Below are 24,627 nucleotides of genomic sequence, written 5' to 3'. Positions count from 1 at the left end.
TTGCCGGCTCTTGTTACCAGTCGTTGTCGCCGCTGCTGCTGTCGCCGCCGCTGTCGAAACCGCCGCCGCCGCTCGAGTCGTCCCAGGAGCTGGTGTCCTTGATGCCGAAGTCGTTGTCGACGATGCGTTCGGGCTCCGGGGTGGTCGAGGAGGGCCAGAGGCCGCGGCCCATTTCGGTGTTTCCGTTGTCGGCGATGCGGGTCGTGCCGCTGTCCCTGTTGTCGATCACGTTGTTGTCGCTGCCGTGCATCCAGTGGCGCACCGCCTCTTGCGCGACCACCGCGCCGACGCCCACGGCCGCACCCGTGGCAAGGGCCGAGCCGAGGCCCATGCCGGGGCTGGCGGCGGGCGGTGGCGCGGGCGTCCAGTTGCCGCCAGGGCCGTAGCTTCCATAGCCTGCCGGCGCGCCCTGCATGCCGGGCATGCCCGGTGCGGGGCCGTACGACGGGGCGACCGGTGCCGCGGGCGGCGCAACCCGGCGCCGGAAGGCGAGGTAGCCGACGACCAGCAGCCCCAGCAGGGCGATGGGCATCCACGGTACGGAACTCGTTCTGCTCTCTGTGACGCGCGGTGCCGGCGCAGCGGGCTCGCTCACGCGGGAGGGCGTGCTCCTGGCCTGCGGCGCCGGCTTGTCGAGCTTGTTCGTGAGCCGTTCGACGGCCTCGGGCTTGGCGAAGTCGAGTTCGGGCGAAAGCATCTTCGCCTTCGCCAGTTCGCTTCTCGCGTCGTCGAGCTTGCCTTCGGCCGCGAGCAGCTCGGAGTGCACGAAATGCGCCTTGGCGCTGTTGGGGTGGTCTTTCAGCACCTTCGCGATCATCGCGTCGGCGTCGGACATCCGGCCGCCGTTGGCGGCCTCGTAGATCTGCTGGATGGTCGGCTCTTTCGGAGCCGGCGCGTCAGTCTTGGCTTGCGCGAGGGAGGGCATGCCGAGTGCCACGGCAAGGCTGAGGGCGAGGGCGGCAAACATTCGCTGGAGCATGAGAATTTTCCTGTGCATCCCTGTGAGGGAGGATGAATCGAGAGTCACTGTACGAGCCGAATATTGGCCAAACCTGACCGCTGTTCGCCTCGCGCTTCAACCCCGTGAAAACCCGCTTTCCCGCCGGATTAGAATCCCGGGTTGCCCAGTTTTGCAGGAGGCACCCGCGTGCCTCCGCATAAATCCCGCCAGCGCGTGTAAGTCCTTGATCTGTATTGATAAAAAAGATGCAGGCCCCGCGCACAGCCCCCTTACCAGGAAGACATCATGACCGTGACCGTTGAAACTCTCGAGAAGCTCGAACGCAAGATCACGCTGACCCTGCCGGTCGGCACCATCCAGTCCGAAGTCGATTCGCGCCTCAAGAAGCTCGCGCGCACCGTCAAGATGGACGGCTTCCGTCCCGGCAAGGTGCCGATGAACGTCGTGGCCCAGCGCTATGGCTACTCGGTGCACTACGAAGTCATGAACGACAAGGTCGGCGAAGCCTTCTCGCAAGCCGCGAACGAAGCCAAGCTGCGCGTCGCCGGCCAGCCCCGCATCACCGAGAAGGAAAACGCACCCGAAGGCGAACTGGCCTTCGACGCGGTCTTCGAAGTGTTCCCCGAAGTCAAGATCAACGACCTGTCGGGCGCCGAAGTCGAGAAGCTCTCGGCCGAAGTGGGCGAAGACGCCATCGACAAGACCCTCGACATCCTGCGCAAGCAGCGCCGTACCTTCGCCCAACGCGCGCAGGACGCCGTGGCGCAAGACGGCGACCGCGTGACGGTCGACTTCGAAGGCAAGATCGATGGCGAGCCCTTCCAGGGCGGCAAGGCCGAAGACTTCCAGTTCATCGTCGGCGAAGGCCAGATGCTCAAGGAATTCGAAGACGCCGTGCGCGGCATGAAGTCCGGCGACAGCCGCACCTTCCCGCTGTCGTTCCCGGCCGACTACCACGGCAAGGACGTGGCCGGCAAGCAAGCCGACTTCCTCGTGACCGTGAAGAAGATCGAAGCCTCGCACCTGCCCGAAGTCAACGAACAGCTCGCCAAGTCGCTCGGCATCGCCGAAGCCACCGTGGAAGGCCTGCGCGCAGACATCAAGCGCAACCTCGAGCGCGAAGTGAAGTTCCGCTTGCTGGCGCGCAACAAGAACGCCGTGATGGACGCCCTGGTGGCCAACGCCGAACTCGACCTGCCCAACGCCAGCGTGCAAGCCGAAGTGAACCGCATGGTCGAAGGCGCCCGTGCCGAGCTGAAGCAGCGCGGCATCAAGGACGCCGACAAGGCTCCGATCCCCGACGAAGTGTTCCGCCCGCAAGCCGAGCGCCGCGTGCGCCTGGGCCTGGTGGTGGCCGAACTGGTGCGTGCCAACAACCTGCAGGCCAAGCCCGAGCAGATCAAGGCCCACATCGACGAGCTGGCCGCCAGCTATGAAAAGCCGGCCGACGTGGTGCGCTGGTACTTCAGCGACAACAACCGCCTGGCCGAAGTCGAAGCCGTGGTCATCGAGAACAACGTGACCGACTTCGTCCTGGGCAAGGCCAAGGTCAATGAAAAGTCGGTGTCGTTCGACGAACTGATGGCGCAGCAGCAGGGCTGATTTCCGTCTTCGCCCGCTACGCCAATGGGGCTTGTGCTTTGCGGCACGAGCCCCATTTCACTCAGGCGTACAGTTAACAGACAGCGAACGATTTCATTTTCCGGAGAGCAAATTCATGAGCGCACAGGAAATCCAAGGCCTCGGCATGGTCCCGATGGTCATCGAGCAATCGGGCCGCGGCGAGCGGTCTTATGACATCTACTCGCGCCTCCTCAAGGAGCGCATCATTTTCCTGGTGGGCGAGGTCAACGACCAGACGGCCAATCTCGTGGTGGCGCAGCTGCTGTTCCTCGAGAGCGAGAACCCGGACAAGGACATCTCCTTCTACATCAACTCCCCGGGCGGCAGCGTGAGCGCCGGCATGGCGATCTACGACACCATGCAGTTCATCAAGCCCGACGTGTCGACGATGTGCCTGGGCTTCGCGGCCAGCATGGGCGCTTTCCTGCTGGCGGCCGGCGAGAAGGGCAAGCGCTTCTCGCTGCCCAACTCGAAGATCATGATCCACCAGGTGCTCGGCGGCGCACGCGGCCAGGCCACCGACATCGAGATCCATGCGCGCGACATCCTGCGCACCAAGGACCAGATGAACCGCATCCTGGCCGAGCGCACCGGCCAGCCGCTGGAAAAGGTCAAGGCCGATACCGAGCGCGACTATTTCCTCACGGCCGACGAGGCCAAGGACTACGGCCTGGTCGACCAGGTCGTCGCCAAGCGCGGTTGAAGGCCGGCGCCGGTGGCGCCAACAAATGGCAGAAACGGCGTTTTCCACACGGGAAACGCCGTTTTTGTTTAGTTATCATTGTCCCTACCCTGTAACGAGGCATCTGTCCATGGCCGAAAAAAAAGGCTCTTCCAGCGAAAAAACGCTTTATTGCTCGTTCTGCGGCAAGAGCCAGCATGAGGTCAAGAAGCTGATCGCGGGCCCTTCGGTCTTCATCTGCGACGAGTGCATCGACCTTTGCAACGAGATCATCCGCGACGAGCTACCCGCGGGTGAAGAAGCGCGCGAGGCACGCAGCGACCTGCCGACGCCGCTCGAGATCAAGACCAACCTCGACAACTACGTGATCGGCCAGGAGCCGGCCAAGCGCATGCTGTCTGTGGCGGTCTACAACCACTACAAGCGCCTGCGCCACAAGGAAAAGGCCAAGGGCGACGATGTCGAGCTCAGCAAGAGCAACATCCTGCTGATCGGCCCCACGGGCTCGGGCAAGACGCTGCTGGCACAAACGCTGGCGCGCATGCTCGACGTGCCGTTCGTGATGGCCGACGCCACCACGCTGACCGAAGCCGGCTATGTGGGCGAAGACGTCGAGAACATCATCCAGAAGCTGCTGCAAAGCTGCAACTACGAAGTCGAGCGCGCACAGCGCGGCATCGTCTACATCGACGAAATCGACAAGATCTCGCGCAAGTCCGACAACCCCTCTATCACCCGCGACGTGTCGGGCGAGGGCGTGCAGCAGGCCCTGCTGAAGCTCATCGAAGGCACCATGGCCAGCGTGCCCCCGCAGGGCGGGCGCAAGCACCCGAACCAGGACTTTCTGCAGATCGACACGACCAACATCCTGTTCATCTGCGGCGGCGCCTTCGCCGGCCTGGAAAAGGTCATCGAAAACCGCACCGAGGCCTCGGGTATCGGCTTCGGCGCGTCGGTCAAGAGCAAGCAGCAGCGCAGCATCACCGAGGTGTTCCGCGAAGTCGAACCCGAAGACCTGATCAAGTTCGGCCTGATTCCCGAACTCGTGGGCCGCATGCCCGTGGTCGCGTCGCTCGCGGAGCTCAGCGAGGATGCGCTGGTCCAGATCCTGACCGAGCCCAAGAACGCCGTGGTGAAGCAGTTCACCAAGCTGCTGCAGATGGAAGGCGTGGACCTCGAAATCCGCCCGGCGGCGCTCAAGGCGATCGCGCGCAAGGCCCTGGCCCGCAAGACCGGTGCACGCGGCCTGCGGTCGATCCTTGAACAGTCGCTGATCGACACCATGTTCGAATTGCCGAACGCGACCAATGTCGACAAGGTGGTGGTCGAGGAATCGACCATCGACGAAAACAAGCCCCCGCTGCTCGTGTACCGCGAAGCTGCGAAAAAGGCTTAAAGCCAAAGACGCGAAGGATCTGCATGTCTGGCCATACCCCTCTGCCTCCCGAAGCCCTCGACCTGCCGCTGCTGCCGCTGCGCGACGTCGTGGTGTTTCCCCACATGGTGATCCCGCTCTTCGTGGGTCGCCCCAAGAGCATCAAGGCGCTCGAACTGGCCATGGAGGCGGAGCGCCGCATCATGCTGGTGGCCCAGAAGGCCGCCGCCAAGGACGAGCCCTCGGTCGAGGACATGTTCGAGGTCGGTTGTGTCTCGACCATCCTGCAGATGCTCAAGCTGCCCGACGGCACGGTGAAGGTGCTGGTCGAAGGCCAGCAGCGCGCCCGCGTGAACCGTATCGATGACGGCGAAACCCATTTCTCGGCCAACGTGACGCCCGTCGAGGCGCCCGAAGGCGGCGAGAAGGGTACCGAGGTCGAGGCGCTGCGCCGTGCGGTGATGCAGCAGTTCGACCAGTACGTCAAGCTGAACAAGAAGATTCCGCCCGAGATCCTGACCTCGATCTCGAGCATCGACGATCCGGGCCGCCTCGCGGACACCATCGCCGCGCACCTGCCGCTCAAGCTCGACAACAAGCAGGCCGTGCTGGACCTCGACGACGTCAAGGCCCGCCTGGAAAACCTGTTTGGCCAGCTCGAGCGCGAAGTCGACATCCTGAACGTCGACAAGAAGATCCGTGGCCGCGTGAAGCGCCAGATGGAAAAGAACCAGCGCGACTTCTACCTCAACGAGCAGGTCAAGGCCATCCAGAAGGAGCTCGGCGAAGGCGAAGAGGGCGCGGACATCGAGGAGATCGAGAAGAAGATCAAGCTCGCCAAGATGTCCAAGGAAGGCCTGAAGAAGGCCGAGGGCGAGCTCAAGAAGCTCAAGCTCATGTCGCCCATGTCGGCCGAAGCCACCGTGGTGCGCAACTACATCGACGTGCTGATCGGCCTGCCCTGGAGCAAGAAGACCAAGATCAAGCACGACCTGGCCAATGCCGAAGCCGTGCTCAACGCCGACCACTACGGCCTGGAGAAGGTCAAGGACCGCATCCTCGAATATCTCGCGGTGCAGCAACGCGTCGACAAGGTCAAGGCGCCGATCCTGTGCCTGGTCGGACCGCCGGGCGTGGGCAAGACCTCGCTCGGGCAGTCGATCGCCAAGGCGACCGGCCGCAAGTACACCCGCATGGCGCTGGGCGGCATGCGCGACGAAGCCGAAATTCGCGGCCATCGCCGCACCTACATCGGCGCGCTGCCGGGCAAGGTGCTGCAGGGGCTGAGCAAGATCGGCACGCGCAATCCGCTGTTCCTGCTCGACGAAATCGACAAGCTGGGCACGGACTTCCGTGGCGACCCTTCGAGCGCGCTGCTCGAGGTGCTCGACCCGGAGCAGAACCACACCTTCGGCGACCACTACGTGGAAGTCGACTTCGACCTGAGCGACGTCATGTTCGTCGCCACCTCGAACTCGATGAACATTCCGCCGGCGCTGCTGGACCGCATGGAAGTCATCCGCCTCTCGGGCTACACCGAAGACGAGAAGACGAACATCGCAATCAAGTACCTGCTGCCCAAGCAGATGAAGAACAACGGCGTCAAGGACGAAGAGCTCTTCGTCACCGAAGAGGCCGTGCGCGACATCGTGCGCTACTACACGCGTGAGGCGGGTGTGCGTTCGCTCGAGCGCGAGCTGTCCAAGATCTGCCGCAAGGTGGTGAAGGGCCTGCTGCTCAAGCAGCTCACGCCGAAGGTCACGGTCGATGGCGCGAACCTCAACGAGTTCCTGGGCGTGCGCAAGTACAGCTTCGGCCTCGCGGAGAAGCAGAACCAGGTCGGCCAGGTGGTCGGCCTTGCGTGGACCGAGGTCGGCGGCGATCTGCTGACCATCGAAGCGGTCACGATGCCCGGCAAGGGCGTGATCAGCCGCACCGGTTCGCTGGGCGACGTGATGAAGGAATCGGTCGAGGCCGCGCGCACCGTGGTGCGCAGCCGCTCGCGCCGCCTTGGCATCAAAGACGAGGTGTTCGAGAAGCGCGACATCCACATCCACGTGCCCGACGGCGCCACGCCGAAGGACGGCCCGAGCGCGGGCGCGGCAATGACGACGGCCTTCGTGTCGGCGCTCACGGGCATCCCCGTGCGCAGCGATGTCGCGATGACCGGCGAGATCACGCTGCGCGGCGAGGTCACGGCCATCGGCGGCCTGAAGGAAAAGCTGCTGGCCGCGCTGCGCGGTGGCATCAAGACCGTGCTGATCCCGGAAGAGAACGCCAAGGACCTGCAGGACATTCCCGAGAACGTGAAGAACGGCCTCGAGATCGTCCCCGTGAAGTGGATCGACAAGGTGCTCGAGATCGCGCTGGAGAAGATGCCCGAGGCACTCTCTGACGAAGAAGTGGCCGCATCGGCTGCTGCAGTGGCCGAACTGGCCAAGCAGCGCGCCGCGGCACCTGCTTCCGAAGGCTCGGTCAAACATTGATCGATCGATTGATCGCAAAACTTTCAGAGCCCCGAAATATTGGTATATAATTCGAGGCTTGAAACGCGGGAATAGCTCAGTTGGTAGAGCGCAACCTTGCCAAGGTTGAGGTCGAGAGTTCGAGACTCTTTTCCCGCTCCAGTTTTGAAAAAGGGAAGCTCCAGCTTCCTTTTTTTTCGCTAGGTCGATTTCGTTTTTCTGCGTGGCGCGATAGCAAAGCGGTTATGCAACGGATTGCAAATCCGTCTAGCCCGGTTCGACTCCGGGTCGCGCCTCCACCCTCTCGTTCAACTCGATTCGACCCCGATCACCAAGCCCCGCCAACCATCGTTGCCGGGGCTTGTTTTGTTTGGGTTATCGTCGATGTTCAACCTGACGCCCGGATGGTGAAATTGGTAGACACATCGGACTTAAAATCCGCCGCTTCCTTAATCGGGGCATACGGGTTCGACCCCCGTTCCGGGTACCACATTTACAAGGGAGCATTCGATGCCTCGCTACAACGCTCCATTTGAGATCCATGTGCACGGCGATGTGCCGTTGCGTGCGGACGTGAGCTTCGACCAGATCCAGGAGGCGCTCAAGCCTCTGTGGAAGTACGCCGGCGCCAAGTCGCTGGCCGACGGCGCCACCAGCACCTACGAAGAAGAGCCGGGCATCCGCTTCGAGCAGAAGGAGCACATGCTCCAGATCTGCTGGACGGTGCCGGGCGACGAAGACTTCCGCCAGGCGCTCGATGAGATGTGCATGGGCCTGAACGAGCTGGCTGACCGTGGTGCGGCCATCGAGGTCACGTTCTACGACACCGATTTCGACGAGGAAGAGGGCGACCCCGAAGAAGAGTCGCGCGACGACTTCCTGATGCTCTTCGTCGGCCCCAACCCGGCCGCCATCATGCAGGTGCAGCGCGACCTGCTGGTGGAAGACGTAGTGAACCTCATGGAACGCCACTTCGACGGTGCCGAGCTGGGTGGGGTCGTCTCCGAGATCGATCGCCTCTTCAGCGACCGTTTTGACGCCTTGGTGAACTCCTTGGAGATCGGCAAGCGCCCGCGCGGCACGGGCGGCCCCGGCAGCGGGGGCAGCGGCGGTGGGCATGGCGGCGGGCGCCGTCCGCGTCACCTGCACTGAGATCGAAAAGACTTCAGGGTGCCTGCCGCAGCAGCGACTTCGGCACCTTGAATCGCTCGCCGTCGTAGCGCAGCGTCACGGTGCTGAACTTCGCGGGCAGCGCCTTCTCCACGCACCCCTGGTCTTCCTCTTGCTGCGCGCGGCTTTGCACCAGCGTGCGCGACAGCTGCAGGTCGGCAAAGCCGTTGCTCGTCGTCTTGCCGATCGAGAGCATCGTGCGCAGCTTCTCGAAGTGACCGGTGCATGTCGAATCCCATCCCCCGTTGTCGTGGTCGAGCTCGACCTCTTGCAGCACCTGGCGGAATTGCTTGCCGTGCTGCACGTACAGGCGCACCGTCTCGCTCGCCAATGGGCTGCCCGGCGCGCTGGTGCCCCGGTAGCGCACGCGCACGCCGAAGGCGCGGGCGTCGGATGCCAGCACGTAGCGCGAGGTGTCGATGCGGATGTCCTGGATCGACGTGGTGGCGTCCTCGTCGAGCGCCTCGGGCTGGAAGAGCCGGCCGATCACCGTGTCGCGCTCGGTGTTGCCGTTGTCGGGCCGCTGGATCAGCAGCAGTTCGAGGTCGAACACCTTGGCGCCGTTGTCGGTGGTCTCGCGGGGCAGCGGCAGCACGACGATGCTGCGCCCCGGAAAGGCCGGCCAGACCTTGCACGCCGCCAGCCGCTCGTCGAGCGGGCGCTTGGGGTACAGCTTGGCATGCATGCGTTCGGCCAGGCCGCTCTCGCAGGCCGCGTGGCTCAGGCCGGCGGCCAGCAGAAGGCTCAGGAAGAGGGCGGCGTGGCGCATCCGGGAACGCATGGAGATGATGGAGTCCGATCAGGCTGAAGTGGCGGTGCGGGCGGCAAGCCCGAGCCAGCGCGCCGCGGCGGCTTCGAGCACGGCGACATCGCCGCTGCTTTCAAGGCGCAGCCCGCCGTTGCCGCTGTCCGCGAGCCGGGCTGCCGAAGCCAGCAGGCGCCGGGTCTGCTGCGCGACCGGCACGCCGGTGTCGATGAACCGCAGCGTGGCCGGCGCGTTTCGGCGCAGTTCGTCCTTCACGAGCGGATAGTGAGTGCAGCCAAGCACCACCGTGTCGACCTGCGTGGGGCCGTCGCCGAAAGGCCCGGCCTCTTTCATGTAGCGCTCGCACAAGGCAGAAATGCCCGCGGCGTCGAAGCCTTCGATGGCCTTCACCAGCCCGTCGCAGGGCACCGATCGCACCTCGGCCGATCCGGCGAAAGATGCGCGCAAGGCCGCGTACTTGGCGCTGGCCAGCGTGCCGCGCGTGGCCATCACCGAGATATGCCCCGTTCGGCTGGCTGCCACGGCGGGCTTGAGGCCGGGCTCCAGCCCGACGATCGGCAGGTCGGGGTGCTCGGCGCGCATGAGGTGGATGGCGGCGGTCGTGGCGGTGTTGCATGCGACGACCAGCGCCTTGATGCCGTGCTCGCGCCGCAGCTGTTCGACCACCGCGCGCGAGCGCTCGATCACGTAGGTGTCCCCGCGTTCGCCGTACGGCGCGAAGGCCGTGTCGGCAAAGTAGACGAAGTTCTCTTGCGGCAACTCGGCCCGCAGCGCGGCCAGCACGCTGAGGCCGCCGACCCCGCTGTCGAAGACGCCTATCGGGCTCAACTCAGGCTTCTTCCATCATGATGGTCTTGAACTCGCCGCTGGCGATGCGCTTCTGCCACTCGGCCGGGCCGGTGATGTGCGCGCTGGTGCCGCCGGCATCGACCGCCACCGTCACGGGCATGTCGACCACGTCGAATTCGTAGATGGCTTCCATGCCCAGGTCCTCGAAGCCGACCACCTTGGCGGTCTTGATGGCCTTGCTGACCAGGTAGGCGGCGCCGCCCACGGCCATGAGGTAGGCGCTCTTGTGCTTCTTGATGGCCTCGATGGCGACCGGGCCGCGCTCGGCCTTGCCGATCATGGCGATCAGGCCGGTCTCGGCCAGCATCATCTCGGTGAAGCCGTCCATGCGCGTGGCGGTCGTGGGGCCGGCGGGGCCGACGGCCTCGTCGCCCACCGGGTCGACCGGGCCGACGTAGTAGATGACGCGATTGGTGAAGTCCACCGGCAGCTTCTCGCCCTTGGCCAGCATGCCCTGGATGCGCTTGTGCGCTGCGTCCCGGCCGGTCAGCATCTTGCCGTTCAGCAGCAGGGTGTCGCCGGGCTTCCAGCTCGCCACTTCGGCGGGCGTGAGCTTGTCGAGGTCGACGCGCTTGCTCTTCTTCTCATCAGGGGCCCAGTTCACGTCGGGCCACAGGTCGAGCGATGGCGGGTCGAGGTAGACCGGACCGCTGCCGTCCATCGTGAAGTGCGCGTGGCGCGTGGCGGCGCAGTTGGGGATCATCGCCACGGGCTTGCTCGCCGCGTGCGTGGGGTACATCTGGATCTTGACGTCGAGCACGGTGGCCAGGCCGCCCAGGCCCTGCGCGCCGATGCCCAGTGCGTTGACCTTCTCGTACAGCTCGATGCGCAGTGCCTCGACTTTGCTCAGCTCTGCGCCCGACTTCTTCTTGGCCAGGAGCTCGTGCATGTCCAGGTCGTCCATCAGGCTTTCCTTGGCCATCAGCGCGGCCTTCTCGGCGGTGCCGCCGATTCCGATGCCCAGCATGCCCGGCGGGCACCAGCCGGCGCCCATGGTAGGCACGGTCTTGAGCACCCAGTCGACCACGCTGTCGCCGGGGTTCAGCATGGCCAGCTTGCTCTTGTTCTCGCTGCCGCCGCCCTTGGCCGCGACCGTGACTTCGACCTTGTCGCCCGGAACGATCTCCGTGAAGATCACTGCGGGCGTGTTGTCCTTGGTGTTCTTGCGGTCGAACTGCGGGTCGGCCACGACCGAGGCGCGCAGGGTGTTGTCGGGGTGGTTGTAGCCGCGGCGCACGCCTTCGTTGATGGCGTCGTCGAGGCTGCCGGTGAAGCCGCCCCAGCGCACGTCCATGCCCACCTTGAGGAACACGTTGACGATGCCGGTGTCCTGGCAGATCGGCCGCTGGCCCGTGGCGCTCATCTTGCTGTTGGTCAGGATCTGCGCAATGGCGTCCTTGGCCGCGGGGCTCTGTTCGCGCTCGTAGGCGCGGGCCAGGTGGGCGATGTAGTCGGCGGGGTGGTAGTAGCTGATGTACTGCAGCGCGGCGCTGATCGATTCGATCAGGTCGGCCTGCTGGATCGTGGTCGTCATGGTGGGGGGCTTTTTTAGGAATGTGAAAACGCCCCCCGATTATCTCAGCCCACTGCCTAGGGAGCCGCCGCGGCCCGCGCCTCGGCGATCCACCCGTCGAACAGCTGCTGGTGCGCCTTGATCCACCCGTCGGTGTGCCGTTCCACGTCCTGTTGCGTGTTGGCACCCTGGCTCATGCGCAGGTTCTGCGCGTTGATGTCGCTGATCGGCAGCTTCATGACCTCGAACAGCTTGCCCGCCGCGGGGTTCTTCTCGACGAAGGCCCGGTTCGCGACGATCTGCTCCTGGTTGGCCTGGAAGCCGTAGTTCTTGCCGTTCGGCAACTGCGTGTCGACGTTCCCGCCTTCGCCCTGCGAAGAAGAGAAGGGCACCTGCAGCCACACCACGTCCGTACCCGGGCGCAGCACGGCGCTCACCCAATACGGCGTCCACGTGTAATACAGCACCGGCTTTTCCTGCTTGAAGCGGGCGATGGTGTCGGCCATCAGCGCGGCGTAGCTGCCTTGCTTGTGGGTGACGGTGTCGCGCAGCTGGTAGGCCGTCAGGTGGTTCTCGATGGCCAGTTCGCAACCCCAGCCGGGGTTGCAGCCCGTGAGGTCGGCCTTGCCGTCGCCGTCTGCGTCGAACAGCTTGGCGATGGCCGGGTCCTTCAGTTGCGCGATGTTGCTGATGCCGTACTGCTCGGCCGTCTTGCGGTCGATCAGGTAGCCCTGCACCGCGCCGTCGGAGTACACGCCCTTGCGCCACAGCTTGGCGTCGCCGCCACTGTTCTTGTAGAAGTCGGCGTGCAGCAGGCTCCAGTGGTTGGCCATGAAAGTGGCGTCGCCGTTGGCGATGGCCAGGTGCTCGGTGGCCGGCTCCAGGTCTTTCATGGGCTCGACGGTGTAGCCGAGCTTTTCGAGCGCGCGCATCACCAGCAGCGTCTGGAAAGCTTCCTCGGCGAGCGAGCTCTTGAGCGGCAGCACGGTCACGCCCTTGCCGGGCAGGTCGTTGCTCGCCTGGGCCGCCATGCCGGAGGCCGCGAAGGCAAGGGCCAGCAGGCCGCGTGCGATGAGACTGGTCTTCTTTGTCATGCGTTGGTGTCCTCCGGTCATTGCGCCTGGGCCGACAGGGCGGGTGCCGGTTCGCCAGCGGTACGGCCCGGCGCCACGGCGCGTTGCAGCACACGCAGCGCGAAGCCCACCGGCCCGGTGTGCCACCAGCGGCGGCCGCCGGCGCGGCGCGACTTGCCCATGGCCTGCGTCAGGCGATCCAGCGAGATCGCCAGCAGCACGATGCCCAGTCCGCCCACAGTCGCCAGGCCCATGTCGAGCCGGCCGATGCCGCGAAGCACCATCTGGCCGAGGCCGCCCACGGCGATCATCGAGGCGATCACCACCATCGACAGCGACAGCATCAATGCCTGGTTGATACCCGCCATGATCGACGGCATGGCCAGCGGCAGCTGCACCTTCACCAGCATCTGCCAGGGCGAGGCACCGTAGGCGCGCGCGGCTTCGATGAGGTCGGGGCGCACCTGGCGCAGGCCGAGGTTGGTCAGGCGCACCAGCGGGGCCAGCGCGAAGACGATGGTGACGATCACGCCGGGCACGTTGCCGATGCCGAACAGCATCACCACCGGCACCAGGTACACGAAGGCGGGCGTGGTCTGCATCGCGTCGAGCACCGGCCGCATGATCCGCTGCGCCCGATCGCTGCTGGCCAGCAGCACGCCCAGCGGCAGGCCGATGACCATGCAGAAGACCAGCGAGGTCAGCACCAGCGACAGCGTCACCATCGCTTCGGGCCAGATACCCAGCATGGCCACCAGCAGCAGCGCCACGGTGGTGCCGATGGCCAGCGCGCGGCCGGCGAATTGCCAGGCGAACAGGCCGATCAACGCAATCATCGCGAGCGTGGGCAGGCCGGTCAGCAGGCTCTGCACGGAGTTGAGCGTGCTGTCGATGGGCAGCCGCACGGTCTGGAAGAAGGGGCGGAAGTGCTCGACCACCCAGCCCAGGCCCTGGTTGATCCAGGATTCGACGGGCAGCGAGCCGTCCCACAGGCGATGCAGCTGGAAGCCGCCGCTGGCGGCATCGGCCTGGCCGGCCAGCTGGTGCGCCGCATTGGCGGGCACGGGTGCGTCGAGCCAGGCGCTGGTCGACGCGGGGTCGGGCGTGGCGGACAGGGCTTCCCACGGATCGACTGGCGTCGTCACCGGAGCGGGCGTCGCGAGCATGGAGGCAGCGTCGTTCAGGGGCGCGAGTTCGGAGGGCAGTGTGGTGTCGTTCATCTGGAGGTCCTTCGAAATCGGTCAGGCCGTGGCGGTGGCTGCTGCAGGCACGGCGGCGGGTTGCTGCTGCGGCTGGTGCGCGGGGTCGATCGGCGGTGTGTCGCGGTCGAGGAACTTCAGCAGCGTCGTCTTGCTGATCGCACCGCAGAAGCGGCCGTCTGCGGCCACTACCGGCACCGCGCAAGGCGCCTGGCCCACCTGGCCGAAAAGGCCGGCCACGGGTGCGTCGGCTTCGATCACGCCCAGGTCATTGAGGAACGCGTGCCGCAGGCCGAGCGCTCCGGAATGGCCGTCGAGCGCCGCGCGCAGGGTTTCGGCGGACACGGTGCCCAGGTAACGCTTGTTCGGGCTGGTCACGTAGGCGAAGTCGCGGTCCTGGTCTTCCAGTTGCTTGAGTGCCGCGCGCGCGCCGCGCTCGGGGTGCTCGCTGACCACGGTGAGCTGCTTGCGCGCGATGTCGCCGGCCTTGAACACGGCGGCCGCGTCCACGCCGCGCACGAAGCTGCGCACGTAGTCGTTGGCGGGGCTGCGCAGGATCTCGTCGGGCGTGCCGACCTGGATCACTTGCCCGTCTTTCATGATCGCGATGCGGTCGCCGATGCGCATGGCTTCGTCGAGGTCGTGCGAGATGAAGACGATGGTGCGGCGCTGCTCCTGCTGAAGCCGCAGCAGTTCGGACTGCATTTCGGTGCGGATGATCGGGTCGAGCGCCGAGAAGGCCTCGTCCATCAGCAGGATCGACGGGTCGGAGGCCAGCGCGCGCGCCAGGCCCACGCGCTGCTGCATGCCGCCGGAAAGCTCGTCCGGGTAGCTGGCGCCCCAGCCCGACAGGCCCACTTGTGCGAGCGCCTTGTCGGCCTGCGCCAGGCGTTCCTTCTTGCCCGTGCCCGAGAGTTCGAGGCCGAAGGCGGTGTTCTCGCGCACCGTCATGTGCGGCATCAGCGCGAACGACTGGAACACCATGCTGATGTCCTTGCGGCGCAGCGCGCGCAGGCGGGCGTCGGAGTGTTCGTTGATGTCGGCGCCGTCGATCACGATGCGGCCCGCGGTCGGCTCGATCAGCCGGTTCAGCAGGCGCACCAGCGTCGACTTGCCCGAACCCGAGAGCCCCATGATGACGAAGATTTCTCCGGCCTGGATTTCGAAAGTGGCGTCGAACACGCCGATCGACTGGCCGGTGCGGGCCAGGATTTCTTTCTTGGACAGACCTTGGCGGACCAGTTCCAGTGCTTGCTCGGGCTCGTCGCCGAACACCTTGAAAACATGGTCGATGAGAATTCCTTTGGCCATACGTCGGGGCTCCTTTCGTGTGAAGGGTTGACAGATCGCCGCCCCCGAAAGGACGACGCGACCACGCCCCCAGCCCATTCGATGGGCTGCCGACAGGCACTGAAGACGACTTGGCGACGAAACCAGTGCCCGCCGGATGCTTCAATCGCAGAGCGGCGGGCCTGGTCGAGGGGCGCCGCCTGGATGAGCTTGGCGTGGCAATGGGGACGGAAAGATCCGCCCGGGTTGCCGGGCTTGGCCCGGCGGGGGAACCTTGCACCGCGACGGGATTCGGTGATCCGCGAGTAGTGAAGGCTTGACCGACGCTGTCATCATCATGACTTGTCGGTCGTCAGAAGGCCCAGATCATAACTTTTCGGCATGATGAGGTCAAGGCGCTGGCAGGTATCAGCCTGTCAGCGGCGGCGCAATGGCCTCGTCAGATGAGAGCTACTCCTATTGGCGCGATACTCTGCGTCGCGCCGGAAAGCGGCGCGATTTTCTTGAACGCGGAGCTTTTTCTCATGACGACTTCCCCCAAGACCCGTGCCGAGCGCGACACCTTCGGACCGATCGACGTGCCGGCCGACAAGCTGTGGGGCGCGCAAACGCAGCGCTCGCTGCAGAACTTCGACATCTCCGGCGAGCAGCAGCCGCGCGAAATCATCAAGGCGCTGGCCCAGGTGAAGCGCGCGTCGGCCGTGGTCAATCACGCGCTGGGGTTGCAGGACGAGAAGAAGACCAACGCCATCGTGGCGGCCGCCGACGAAGTCATCGCCGGCAAGCACCCGGGCGAGTTCCCGCTGGTGGTCTGGCAGACCGGCTCGGGCACGCAGACCAACATGAACGTCAACGAAGTGCTGGCCAACCGCGCGAGCGAACTGCTCGGCGGCGAGCGCGGCGAAGGCCGCCTCGTGCACCCCAACGACGACGTGAACCGCAGCCAGTCGAGCAACGACGTGTTCCCGACCGCCATGCACGTGGCCGCGGTGGAAGCCATCACGCACAAGCTGCTGCCCGCCATCGCCAAGCTGCGCGGCGCGCTGGAGCAGAAGTCGAAGGACTTCGCGGACATCGTGAAAATCGGCCGCACCCATCTGCAGGACGCCACGCCCCTCACGCTGGGCCAGGAGTTCTCGGGCTACGTCGCGCAACTGGCCCACGGCGAGGCGCATGTGCGCGCCGCGCTGCCGCATCTGAGCGAACTGGCGCTGGGCGGCACGGCCGTCGGCACGGGGCTCAACGCGCCCAAGGGCTACGCCGAACAGGTGGCCGCCGAGCTGGCGAAGATCACCGGCCTGCCGTTCGTGACCGCGCCGAACAAGTTCGAAGCCATGGCCAGCGTCGATGCGCTGGTGCATGCCCACGGCGCGCTGAAGACGCTGGCGGCCAGCATGAACAAGATCGCCAACGACGTGCGCTGGCTCGCCAGCGGCCCGCGCAGCGGCATCGGCGAACTGAGCATTCCCGAGAACGAACCGGGCTCGTCGATCATGCCGGGCAAGGTCAACCCGACCCAGAGCGAGGCCGTCACGATGCTGGCCGCGCAGGTGTTCGGCAACGACGTGGCCATCAACATCGGCGGCGCCTCGGGCAACTTCGAGCTGAACGTATTCCGCCCGATGGTGGCGCACAACTTCCTGCAGAGCGTGCGCCTGCTGGCCGATGGCATGGTGAGCTTCAACGACCACTGCGCCGTGGGCATCGAGCCGAACCGCGAACGCATCACCGAGCTGGTTCAGCGCTCGCTGATGCTGGTGACGGCGCTGAACACGCACATCGGCTATGACAAGTCGGCCTACATCGCCAAGAAGGCGCACAAGGAAGGCACCAGCCTGCGCGAGGCGGCGATCGCCTCGGGCCACCTGACGGCCGAGCAGTTCGATGCGTGGGTGGTGCCGGAGAACATGACCGGCCGCTAACTTCGTTACGGCCTGGCTCTTTCGTGGGGCCCGCCCCCGGCAGGGGGTTGGCGAAGCGACACGAAGTGCGCGCAGCCTGGGGGCGAGCCTCAATATCCGATGGTGTAGCGCTGGCGCGAGTGAGCGGGCTTTTCCAGCTCGTCGATGAACGCGATCGCGTAGTCCTCGAAGGTGATCCAGCTGCGGCCTTCGGCGCTCACCAGCAGGTCGTCCTTGCCCAGGCGGAACTTGCCGGTGCGCTCGCCTTCGACGAACTCGGCGGAGGGCGACAGGAAGGTCCAGTCGAGATCTTTCTCGTTGCGCAGCGCGTCGAGGAACACGCCGCCGGCCGAGGCTTCGGCGCGGTAGGCATCGGGGAAGTTGGGCGTGTCGATCACTTTCAGGCCGGGCGCCGCGAACAGACTGCCGGCGCCGCCGACCACCAGCAGGCGCTTCACGCCTGCGCGCTTGACCGGCTCGATGATGGCAGCCGGCGGCACGGTGGCGAAGTGCGCGGCGCTGAACACGGCGTCGTGGCCGGCCAGGGCTTTTTCGAGGGCGGCGGCGTCGAGCACGTCGAGGTCGACGGCCTTGACGTTGGCGCGTCCGGCCAGCTTGGCGCTGGCCTTGCGGGCGATGGCGGTGACGGTGTGGCCGCGGCGCAGGGCCTCTTCGAGAAGCTGGCTGCCGGCGCGTCCGGTGGCGCCGATGATGGCGATGTGGCTCATGGTGATCTCCAGAAAGTGGATGGGATGAGCCGCATCTTAGGTTTCTGCTTTCGAAAGAAACACCTCGATTTGCGCGCTTGTTTATTCCTAAAATCGTGCAAATGGATAGATTGAATGCAATGCGGGTGTTCGTCAACGTGGTCGATTCGGGCAGCCTCTCCGCGGCCGCCGACAAGCTCGACATGTCACGGCCCGTGGTCACGCGCTATGTGGCCGAACTGGAGCAGTGGACCGGCGCCCGCCTGCTGCATCGCACGACACGCCGGCTGAGTCTCACCGCGGCAGGCGAAGAACTGCTGCCGCGCTGCCGCCAGGTGCTGGAGCTCACGGGCGACATGCAGGCCGCGGTGCGGCACCCCGCCGAGGCGCCACGCGGTCAGCTGCGCATCACGGCCAGTACCTCGTTCGCGCAGGCGCAACTGGCCGGGGCCGTGGCTGAGTATGTGAGGCTGTATCCCGGCGTGGCGGTCGACCTGGTGCTGCTCGACCGCTCGGTGAACCTGGTGGACGAGCGCATCGACCTCGCGATTCGCGTGGCCGCGGAAATCGACCCGAACCTGATCGCGCGTCGGCTCACCGATTGCCGCTCTGTGGTTTGCGCTTCACCGGGCTACCTGAAGGAGCAGGGCAGGCCGATGCGGGTGGAAGAGCTGGCCCAGCGCAACTGCCTCACGCATTCCTATTTCGGGCGCAGCCTGTGGAACTTCACGCGCAAGGAAGATGGGGAGCCGGTTTCGGTGGCCGTGGGAGGCAACGTGTCGACCAACGACGCGGCCAGCCTGATGCAACTGGCGCGGGCGGGGGCGGGCATCGCGATGCTGCCGACCTACCTGACCTCGGCACTGGTGCAGGCAGGGGAACTGGTGCCGCTGTTCACCGATTTCGAGCCGCAGGTCGTCGGCATGTATGCGGTTTACGCCTCTCGCAAGCACATGCCGGCCACCTTGCGCACCATGCTCGACTTCCTGGCAGGGCGCTTCACCGAAGTGCCCGCGTGGGATCTGCCGCACGCAGGCTAGGTACAAGAAAAACTCAGTGGCGGTCGTCGCCGTGCGGCGCCGACGAGGTCATGAGCTTGTCGGTGTAGGCGATGGCCATGGCCGAGAACAGGAACGCGATGTGGATCACCGTCTGGGCGATCAGCACGCGGTCGGTGTAGTTGTCGGCGTTGATGAAGGTCTTCAGCAGGTGGATGGAGCTGATGCCGATGATGGCGGTGGCCAGCTTCACCTTGAGCACCGAGGCGTTCACGTGGCTCAGCCATTCGGGCTGGTCGCGGTGGCCTTCGAGGTCCATGCGGCTCACGAAGGTCTCGTAGCCGCCCACGATCACCATGATCAGCAGGTTGGAGATCATGACCACGTCGATCAGCGCCAGCACCACCAGCATGATCACCGTCTCGTTCAGCGTGCCGACCGGGGCGGTGGTCTTGTAGCCGATGCTGGTGATCAGCGCCTGCAGCGCTTCCTTGCTGCCGAAGGCGGCTTCCACCAGGTGCAGCAGCTCGACCAGGAAATGCACCACGTAAACCGCCTGCGCCACGATCAGGCCCAGGTACAGCGGCAACTGCAGCCAGCGGCTCGCGAAAATCAGCTTGGGCAGCGGCCGAAGCGGCGAACCGCGGCGTGGTACGGGCGGGTTCCGGGTGTCGAAAGGATCGGGAGCGGACATCTGGAGGGCGGTTGTTTGGGACGGGGGATTCTAGGGGTGTCCCCGTGTCGCACTCGTGATAACCCCGCGAACTAACATCGGGCAGTCACCGACCCGTCAGTGCCCCGTAAGTGGGCACGCCGACATTACGGCCGCATCCATCCAGGAGACATAGAGCATGAGCAGCGCATCGAAGAACATTGAATCCGTCCTTGTCGAGAACCGCGTGTTCCCGCCCGACGCCCGCGCCACCGACGGCGCCCGCATTTCCGGCATGGCCGCCTACGAGGCCCTGTGCAAGGAGGCCGAACAGGACTTCGACGGTTTCTGGACCCGCCTGGCCAAGGACAACCTGCAGTGGACCAAGCCGTTCACCAAGACGCTCGACGAGTCGAACGCGCCGTTCTACCAGTGGTTCGGCGACGGCGAACTCAACGCCAGCGCCAATTGCCTCGACCGGCACATCGGCACCCCGGTCGAGAACAAGACCGCCATCGTCTTCGAGGCCGACGACGGCACCGTCACCAACGTCACCTACAAGCAACTGCTGGCCCGCGTGAGCCAGTTCGCCAACGCGCTGAAGGCGCAGGGCATCCAGAAGGGCGACCGCGTCGTCATCTACATGCCGATGACGGTCGAGGGCGTCATCGCCATGCAGGCCTGTGCGCGCATCGGCGCCACCCACAGCGTGGTGTTCGGCGGCTTCTCGGCCAAGGCGCTGCAGGAGCGGATCATCGACGCGGGCGCGGTGGCGGTCATCACGGCCAACTATCAGTTGCGTGGCGGCAAGGAACTGCCGCTGAAGGCCATCGTGGACGACGGCATCGCGCTGGGCGGCTGCGAGTCGATCAAGACCGTGTTCGTGTACGAGCGCACGCCCACTGCGTGGACCCGTGTCGAAGGCCGCGACAAGACCTTCGACGAGGCGCTGAAAGGGCAGAGCACCGAGTGCGCACCCGTGCCGGTGAATGCCGAGCATCCGCTGTTCATCCTCTACACCTCGGGCTCCACCGGCAAGCCCAAGGGCGTGCAGCACGCCACCGGCGGCTACCTGCTGTGGGCCAAGCTCACGATGGACTGGACCTTCGACATCCGTCCCGAAGACGTCTTCTGGTGCACCGCCGACATCGGCTGGATCACCGGCCACACCTACGTCGCCTACGGCCCGCTGGCGGCCGGCGCCACGCAGGTGGTGTTCGAGGGCATTCCGACCTTCCCGCACGCGGGCCGCTTCTGGCAGATGATCGAGAAGCATAAGGTCAGCGTGTTCTACACCGCGCCCACCGCCATCCGCTCGCTCATCAAGGCCGCCGAGGGCGACGAGAAGGTGCACCCGAAGAACTGGGACCTCACCAGCCTGCGCATCCTTGGTTCGGTCGGCGAGCCGATCAATCCCGAGGCGTGGATGTGGTACCACCGCAATATCGGCGGCGAGCGCTGCCCCATCGTCGACACCTTCTGGCAAACCGAAACCGGCGGCCACGTCATCACGCCGCTGCCGGGGGCCACGCCGCTGGTGCCGGGTTCTTGCACGCTGCCGCTGCCGGGCATCATGGCCGCCATCGTCGACGAGACGGGTAAAGACCTGCCCAACGGCGCGGGCGGCATGCTGGTCATCAAGCGGCCCTGGCCCTCGATGATCCGCACCATCTGGAACGACCCCGAGCGTTTCAAGAAGAGCTATTTCCCCGAAGAAATGGGCGGCACGATCTACCTGGCCGGCGACGGCGCGGTGCGCAGCGAAGACCGCGGCTACTTCCGCATCACCGGCCGCATCGACGACGTGCTGAACGTCTCGGGCCACCGCCTGGGCACGATGGAAATCGAGTCGGCGCTGGTGTCCAAGACCGACCTCGTGGCCGAAGCCGCCGTGGTGGGCCGCCCCGACGACGTCACCGGCGAGGCGGTGTGCGCCTTCGTCGTGCTCAAGCGCGGCCGCCCGACCGGCGAAGAAGCCAAGCAGATCGCCAACGAGCTGCGCAACTGGGTCGCCAAGGAAATCGGTCCTATCGCCAAGCCCAAGGACATCCGCTTCGGCGACAACCTGCCCAAGACGCGCAGCGGCAAGATCATGCGCCGCCTGCTGCGCAGCATCGCCAAGGGCGAGGCCATCACGCAGGACACCTCGACGCTGGAAAACCCGGCCATCCTGGAACAGCTGGCCGAAAAGCTCTGACGGCTGTAGGACGTGGCCCCCTGTGGGGCAATGAGCCCGTGGACGGCCTCCGGCTGAGGTAAAACCATTGGAGTGACCGTGCGCCTCGATGCGCGCGGCTGTCTCCAATGTGTTCGATCTTTCCGAAGGAGGCCCCCATGGGCGTGAGATCTGCTTTTCTTTTTGTCATCGTGCTGCTCATCGCGGCACTCGCCGCGCTGAACTGGGGCACGCTGTCCGCGCCCACCGACGTGTGGCTGGGCTTCATGACCGTATCGGCGCCGCTGGGGCTGATCATGCTGGGCCTGACCGTGGTGCTGGCGGCCTTCTTCCTGGTCTATGTGCTGTACCTGCACAGCTCGGTGTTGATCGATACCAAGCGTCATACGAAGGAAATGCAGGCCCAGCGCGATCTGGCCGACAAGGCCGAGGCTTCCCGCTTCACCGAACTGCGCAATTTCCTGGAGGCGCAGGAGAACAAGCACATGGCGCAGAACGCCGACCGCCAAGCCGCGCTGCTGGCGCGCATCGATCAGCTCGAAACCTCGGTGCGGCTGCGTTCCGACCAGACCGACAACACGGTGGCCGCGCATATCGGCCAGCTCGAGGACCGCATCGAGCGCCGGCCGCTGTCGCCGGTGGTGATGCCGGCCGACATCAACCCGCAGGGCTGATGCGGCGGCGCCTTTAGCCTTACTTCGTCTGCAGCACCCAGGCCGCGAGCTTCTTGGCGTCGGCTTCGCTGACCTGGTTGTTGGCCGGCATCGGCACCGGTCCCCAAACGCCGGAGCCGCCCTTCATGATCTTGCTGGCCAGCTTGTCGACCGCGCCCTTGTCGTCCTTGTACTTCGCGGCCACGTCCTTGAACGAGGGCCCGAGCACCTTGCGCTCGACAGCGTGGCAGCTCATGCAGTTCTTCGAGGTGGCGAGTGCCAGATCGGCGAAGGCGGGCGCGGCGAGTACGCCGAGGCCGAGACCCAGGGCTGCCGTCATCAGTACTCTTTTCATGGGAATCTATTTCGTAAGGGCTGGGTTACATTCGACTCAACGCGATTGTAGGTAGCGCCGTGCACGGCGTCCCTCAGCGTTGCCAATACAACCCCGAGGGATTCGCGATGTGGTTTCTGGCATTGGGCCTGCTCGGCCTGGCCCTGAAGTATCTCGAAGTCGGCATGGTCGCCGGCTGGAGCTGGTGGATCGTGCTGTCGCCGTTCGCGATGGCCCTCGCATGGTGGGCATGGGCCGATTCGTCGGGCTACACCAAGCGCAGGATCATGGAGCGGGAAGACAGGCGCAAGCAGGCGCGCATCGACCGCCAGAAGACCAACATGGGCATCAAGCCCACCAACGGCCAGCGCCGCAGGTAGGGCTCGCCCCCAGGCTGCGCGGCACTTCGTGTCCGCTTCGCCTTCCCCGTGCCGGTGGCAACACCTGAGGCCCGGCGGAGCCGGTTCCTCGGTGTTCTCGCAATAGCCTTGGTCAGAACTTGTCGAGCACTGCGCCGGAGCTGGCGCTCGAGGCATTGAACGCGAACTTGGCCTGCACGCCGCGCGTGTAGCGCGGTGCCGGTGCTTTCCAGCCTTCGCGGCGCTTGGCGATCTCGGCTTCGGACACGTTCAGCTCGAGCTTCAGTTCATGCGCGTCGATGGTGATCGAGTCGCCCTCGTTCACGAAGGCGATGGTGCCGCCCGCTGCCGCTTCCGGCGCGACGTGGCCCACCACCATGCCCCAGGTACCGCCCGAGAAGCGGCCGTCGGTGATCAGGCCCACGCTTTCGCCGAGGCCCGCGCCGATCAGCGCGCCCGTGGGGGCCAGCATTTCCGGCATGCCCGGGCCGCCCTTGGGGCCGAGGTAGCGCAGCACCATCACGTCGCCGGCCTTGATCTTGCCGTCCAGGATGGCCTTGAGCGCAGACTGCTCGTCGTCGAACACGCGGGCCGGGCCGGTGATGACGGGATTCTTCAGGCCGGTGATCTTGGCCACGGCGCCTTCGGGCGACAGGTTGCCCTTCAGGATGGCCAGGTGGCCTTCCGCGTACATCGGCTTGTCGATCGGGCGGATCACGTCCTGGTCGGCGCGCGGCACGTCCGGCACGTCCTTCAGCACTTCTTCGATGGTCTGGCCCGAAATGGTGATGCAGTCGCCGTGCAGCAGGCCTGCCTTCAGCAGCACCTTCATCACTTGCGGAATGCCGCCGGCCTGGTGCAGGTCGACCGCGAGGTACTTGCCCGAGGGCTTCAGGTCGCAGATGACGGGCACCTTCTTGCGCATGCGCTCGAAGTCGTCGATGGTCCATTCGACCTCGGCCGCGTGCGCGATGGCCAGGAAGTGCAGCACCGCGTTGGTCGAACCGCCCGTGGCCATGATCACGGCCACCGCGTTCTCGATGGCCTTCTTGGTCACGATGTCGCGAGGCTTCAGGTCTTTCTTGATCGCCTCGATCAGCACCTTGGCCGATTCCTTGGCCGAGTTGGCCTTTTCGTCGTGCGGGTTGGCCATGGTCGACGAGTAGGGCAGGGAGATGCCCAGCGCCTCGAATGCGCTCGACATGGTGTTGGCGGTGTACATGCCGCCGCACGAGCCGGTGCCGGGAATGGCGCGCTTCTCGATCTCGTGCAGGTCTTCGTCGCTCATGTTGCCGGCGGCGTTCTGGCCCACGGCTTCGAACACGCTGACGATGTTCAGGTCCTGGCCCTTGTAGCGGCCCGGCAGGATGGTGCCGCCATAGACGTAGATGGCCGGCACGTTGGCGCGCAGCATGCCCATCAGGCCGCCGGGCATGTTCTTGTCGCAGCCGCCGACCACCAGCACGCCGTCCATCCACTGGCCGCCCACGCAGGTCTCGATGCAGTCGGAGATGACCTCGCGGCTCACCAGCGAGTACTTCATGCCTTCGGTGCCCATGGCCATGCCGTCGGAGATGGTGGGCGTGCCGAACACCTGCGCGTTGCCGCCGGCCTCCTCGATGCCCGCGATGGCCGCGTCGGCCAGCTTCTGCAGGCCCGAGTTGCAGGGCGTGATGGTGCTGTGGCCGTTGGCGACGCCGACCATCGGCTTCTTGAAGTCGCCTTCCTCGTAGCCCATGGCGTAGAACATGGAGCGGTTGGGCGCGCGGCTCTTGCCTTCGACGATGTTGGCGCTGCGGCGGTTGATCTGGATCGGTTTGGTGTCCATGGTGTCTCTTCTGTCGTGGGGGAGATCGGGGGGAGCCCAAGTATCGGACTTCT

21 protein-coding genes and 3 tRNA genes are annotated in these 24,627 nt (G+C 65.6%); 13 read left to right on the top strand and 11 right to left on the bottom strand.

Features of this window, described 5'->3' with window-relative positions:
* Positions 1–13: 13 nt before the first annotated feature.
* A complete protein-coding gene (locus ACQY8B_RS12840) occupies positions 14–979 on the bottom strand; it encodes a tetratricopeptide repeat protein (protein WP_422087045.1) in 966 nt (321 codons plus the stop codon).
* Between the two features lie 267 nt (positions 980–1,246).
* On the opposite strand from ACQY8B_RS12840, the gene tig reads away from it, so the two are divergent.
* The 8 genes from tig to ACQY8B_RS12800 all read left to right on the top strand — a co-directional run bounded on the left by tig (position 1,247) and on the right by ACQY8B_RS12800 (position 8,258).
* Entirely contained in the window at positions 1,247–2,563 is a 1,317-nt protein-coding gene (gene tig / locus ACQY8B_RS12835) for a trigger factor (protein WP_422087044.1), read from the top strand.
* Between the two features lie 115 nt (positions 2,564–2,678).
* A complete protein-coding gene (gene clpP / locus ACQY8B_RS12830; RefSeq protein WP_081270880.1) occupies positions 2,679–3,287 on the top strand; it encodes an ATP-dependent Clp endopeptidase proteolytic subunit ClpP in 609 nt (202 codons plus the stop codon).
* Positions 3,288–3,396: 109 nt separating this feature from the next.
* On the top strand, positions 3,397–4,662 hold the full coding sequence (clpX, locus tag ACQY8B_RS12825; protein ID WP_422087043.1) for an ATP-dependent Clp protease ATP-binding subunit ClpX: 1,266 nt from the start codon (positions 3,397–3,399) through the stop codon (positions 4,660–4,662).
* Between the two features lie 23 nt (positions 4,663–4,685).
* On the top strand, positions 4,686–7,127 hold the full coding sequence (lon, locus tag ACQY8B_RS12820; protein WP_422087042.1) for an endopeptidase La: 2,442 nt from the start codon (positions 4,686–4,688) through the stop codon (positions 7,125–7,127).
* Positions 7,128–7,192: 65 nt separating this feature from the next.
* Positions 7,193–7,268, top strand: a tRNA-Gly gene (locus ACQY8B_RS12815).
* Positions 7,269–7,331: 63 nt separating this feature from the next.
* Positions 7,332–7,405: transfer RNA gene (locus ACQY8B_RS12810), tRNA-Cys, on the top strand.
* A gap of 99 nt (positions 7,406–7,504) precedes the next feature.
* Positions 7,505–7,596, top strand: a tRNA-Leu gene (locus ACQY8B_RS12805).
* Positions 7,597–7,616: 20 nt separating this feature from the next.
* Positions 7,617–8,258 carry a DUF6806 family protein gene (locus tag ACQY8B_RS12800; RefSeq protein WP_422087041.1) on the top strand — a complete coding sequence of 214 codons (642 nt, stop codon included), beginning with the start codon at positions 7,617–7,619 and terminating at the stop codon, positions 8,256–8,258.
* Between the two features lie 13 nt (positions 8,259–8,271).
* Here the strand turns inward: ACQY8B_RS12800 and ACQY8B_RS12795 are convergent, their stop codons facing one another.
* From ACQY8B_RS12795 to proV, 6 genes are read right to left on the bottom strand one after another with little or no spacing between them, the layout of a single operon-like run.
* On the bottom strand, positions 8,272–9,045 hold the full coding sequence (locus ACQY8B_RS12795) for a hypothetical protein (RefSeq protein ID WP_428745022.1): 774 nt from the start codon (positions 9,043–9,045) through the stop codon (positions 8,272–8,274).
* Positions 9,046–9,075: 30 nt separating this feature from the next.
* Complete coding sequence (gene murI / locus ACQY8B_RS12790) at positions 9,076–9,870, bottom strand: glutamate racemase (protein ID WP_422087039.1); 795 nt, start codon at positions 9,868–9,870, stop codon at positions 9,076–9,078.
* A gap of 1 nt (position 9,871) precedes the next feature.
* Complete coding sequence (locus ACQY8B_RS12785) at positions 9,872–11,425, bottom strand: fumarate hydratase (RefSeq protein WP_422087038.1); 1,554 nt, start codon at positions 11,423–11,425, stop codon at positions 9,872–9,874.
* A gap of 56 nt (positions 11,426–11,481) precedes the next feature.
* The gene (gene proX, locus ACQY8B_RS12780) at positions 11,482–12,498 is read right to left on the bottom strand and encodes a glycine betaine/L-proline ABC transporter substrate-binding protein ProX (RefSeq protein WP_422087037.1); all 1,017 of its coding nucleotides are present in this window, start codon (positions 12,496–12,498) and stop codon (positions 11,482–11,484) included.
* A gap of 17 nt (positions 12,499–12,515) precedes the next feature.
* Entirely contained in the window at positions 12,516–13,697 is a 1,182-nt protein-coding gene (proW, locus tag ACQY8B_RS12775) for a glycine betaine/L-proline ABC transporter permease ProW (RefSeq protein ID WP_422087036.1), read from the bottom strand.
* Between the two features lie 21 nt (positions 13,698–13,718).
* The gene (gene proV / locus ACQY8B_RS12770; protein ID WP_422087035.1) at positions 13,719–14,987 is read right to left on the bottom strand and encodes a glycine betaine/L-proline ABC transporter ATP-binding protein ProV; all 1,269 of its coding nucleotides are present in this window, start codon (positions 14,985–14,987) and stop codon (positions 13,719–13,721) included.
* A 503-nt stretch (positions 14,988–15,490) separates the two neighbouring features.
* Between proV and fumC the strand changes: the two genes are divergently transcribed.
* Positions 15,491–16,888 carry a class II fumarate hydratase gene (gene fumC / locus ACQY8B_RS12765; RefSeq protein WP_422087034.1) on the top strand — a complete coding sequence of 466 codons (1,398 nt, stop codon included), beginning with the start codon at positions 15,491–15,493 and terminating at the stop codon, positions 16,886–16,888.
* Between the two features lie 89 nt (positions 16,889–16,977).
* On the opposite strand, the gene ACQY8B_RS12760 is transcribed toward fumC, so the two are convergent.
* Positions 16,978–17,595 carry an NAD(P)-dependent oxidoreductase gene (locus tag ACQY8B_RS12760; protein WP_422087033.1) on the bottom strand — a complete coding sequence of 206 codons (618 nt, stop codon included), beginning with the start codon at positions 17,593–17,595 and terminating at the stop codon, positions 16,978–16,980.
* 101 nt (positions 17,596–17,696) lie between these two features.
* On the opposite strand from ACQY8B_RS12760, the gene ACQY8B_RS12755 reads away from it, so the two are divergent.
* The gene (locus ACQY8B_RS12755) at positions 17,697–18,614 is read left to right on the top strand and encodes a LysR family transcriptional regulator (RefSeq protein ID WP_422087032.1); all 918 of its coding nucleotides are present in this window, start codon (positions 17,697–17,699) and stop codon (positions 18,612–18,614) included.
* Between the two features lie 13 nt (positions 18,615–18,627).
* Here ACQY8B_RS12755 and ACQY8B_RS12750 read toward each other — a convergent pair whose 3' ends face one another.
* A complete protein-coding gene (locus tag ACQY8B_RS12750) occupies positions 18,628–19,266 on the bottom strand; it encodes a YqhA family protein (protein WP_237680148.1) in 639 nt (212 codons plus the stop codon).
* 157 nt (positions 19,267–19,423) lie between these two features.
* Here ACQY8B_RS12750 and acs point away from each other — a divergent pair, with 157 nt between their 5' ends.
* Complete coding sequence (acs, locus tag ACQY8B_RS12745; RefSeq protein WP_422087031.1) at positions 19,424–21,421, top strand: acetate--CoA ligase; 1,998 nt, start codon at positions 19,424–19,426, stop codon at positions 21,419–21,421.
* 137 nt (positions 21,422–21,558) lie between these two features.
* Positions 21,559–22,074 carry a LapA family protein gene (locus ACQY8B_RS12740; protein ID WP_422087030.1) on the top strand — a complete coding sequence of 172 codons (516 nt, stop codon included), beginning with the start codon at positions 21,559–21,561 and terminating at the stop codon, positions 22,072–22,074.
* 19 nt (positions 22,075–22,093) lie between these two features.
* On the opposite strand, the gene ACQY8B_RS12735 is transcribed toward ACQY8B_RS12740, so the two are convergent.
* Positions 22,094–22,408 carry a c-type cytochrome gene (locus ACQY8B_RS12735; protein WP_422087029.1) on the bottom strand — a complete coding sequence of 105 codons (315 nt, stop codon included), beginning with the start codon at positions 22,406–22,408 and terminating at the stop codon, positions 22,094–22,096.
* Between the two features lie 107 nt (positions 22,409–22,515).
* Here ACQY8B_RS12735 and ACQY8B_RS12730 point away from each other — a divergent pair, with 107 nt between their 5' ends.
* Positions 22,516–22,767 (top strand): TIGR04438 family Trp-rich protein, encoded by a 252-nt coding sequence (locus tag ACQY8B_RS12730; protein ID WP_422087028.1) that lies wholly within the window; start codon positions 22,516–22,518, stop codon positions 22,765–22,767.
* A 112-nt stretch (positions 22,768–22,879) separates the two neighbouring features.
* On the opposite strand, the gene ilvD is transcribed toward ACQY8B_RS12730, so the two are convergent.
* On the bottom strand, positions 22,880–24,574 hold the full coding sequence (gene ilvD, locus ACQY8B_RS12725; RefSeq protein ID WP_422087027.1) for a dihydroxy-acid dehydratase: 1,695 nt from the start codon (positions 24,572–24,574) through the stop codon (positions 22,880–22,882).
* Positions 24,575–24,627 lie beyond the last annotated feature (53 nt).

Source organism: Variovorax sp. (assembly GCF_965279555.1).
In the GTDB taxonomy this organism is placed as follows: Bacteria; Pseudomonadota; Gammaproteobacteria; order Burkholderiales; family Burkholderiaceae_C; genus Variovorax.
This window is presented reverse-complemented; position numbering and strand designations above follow the sequence as displayed.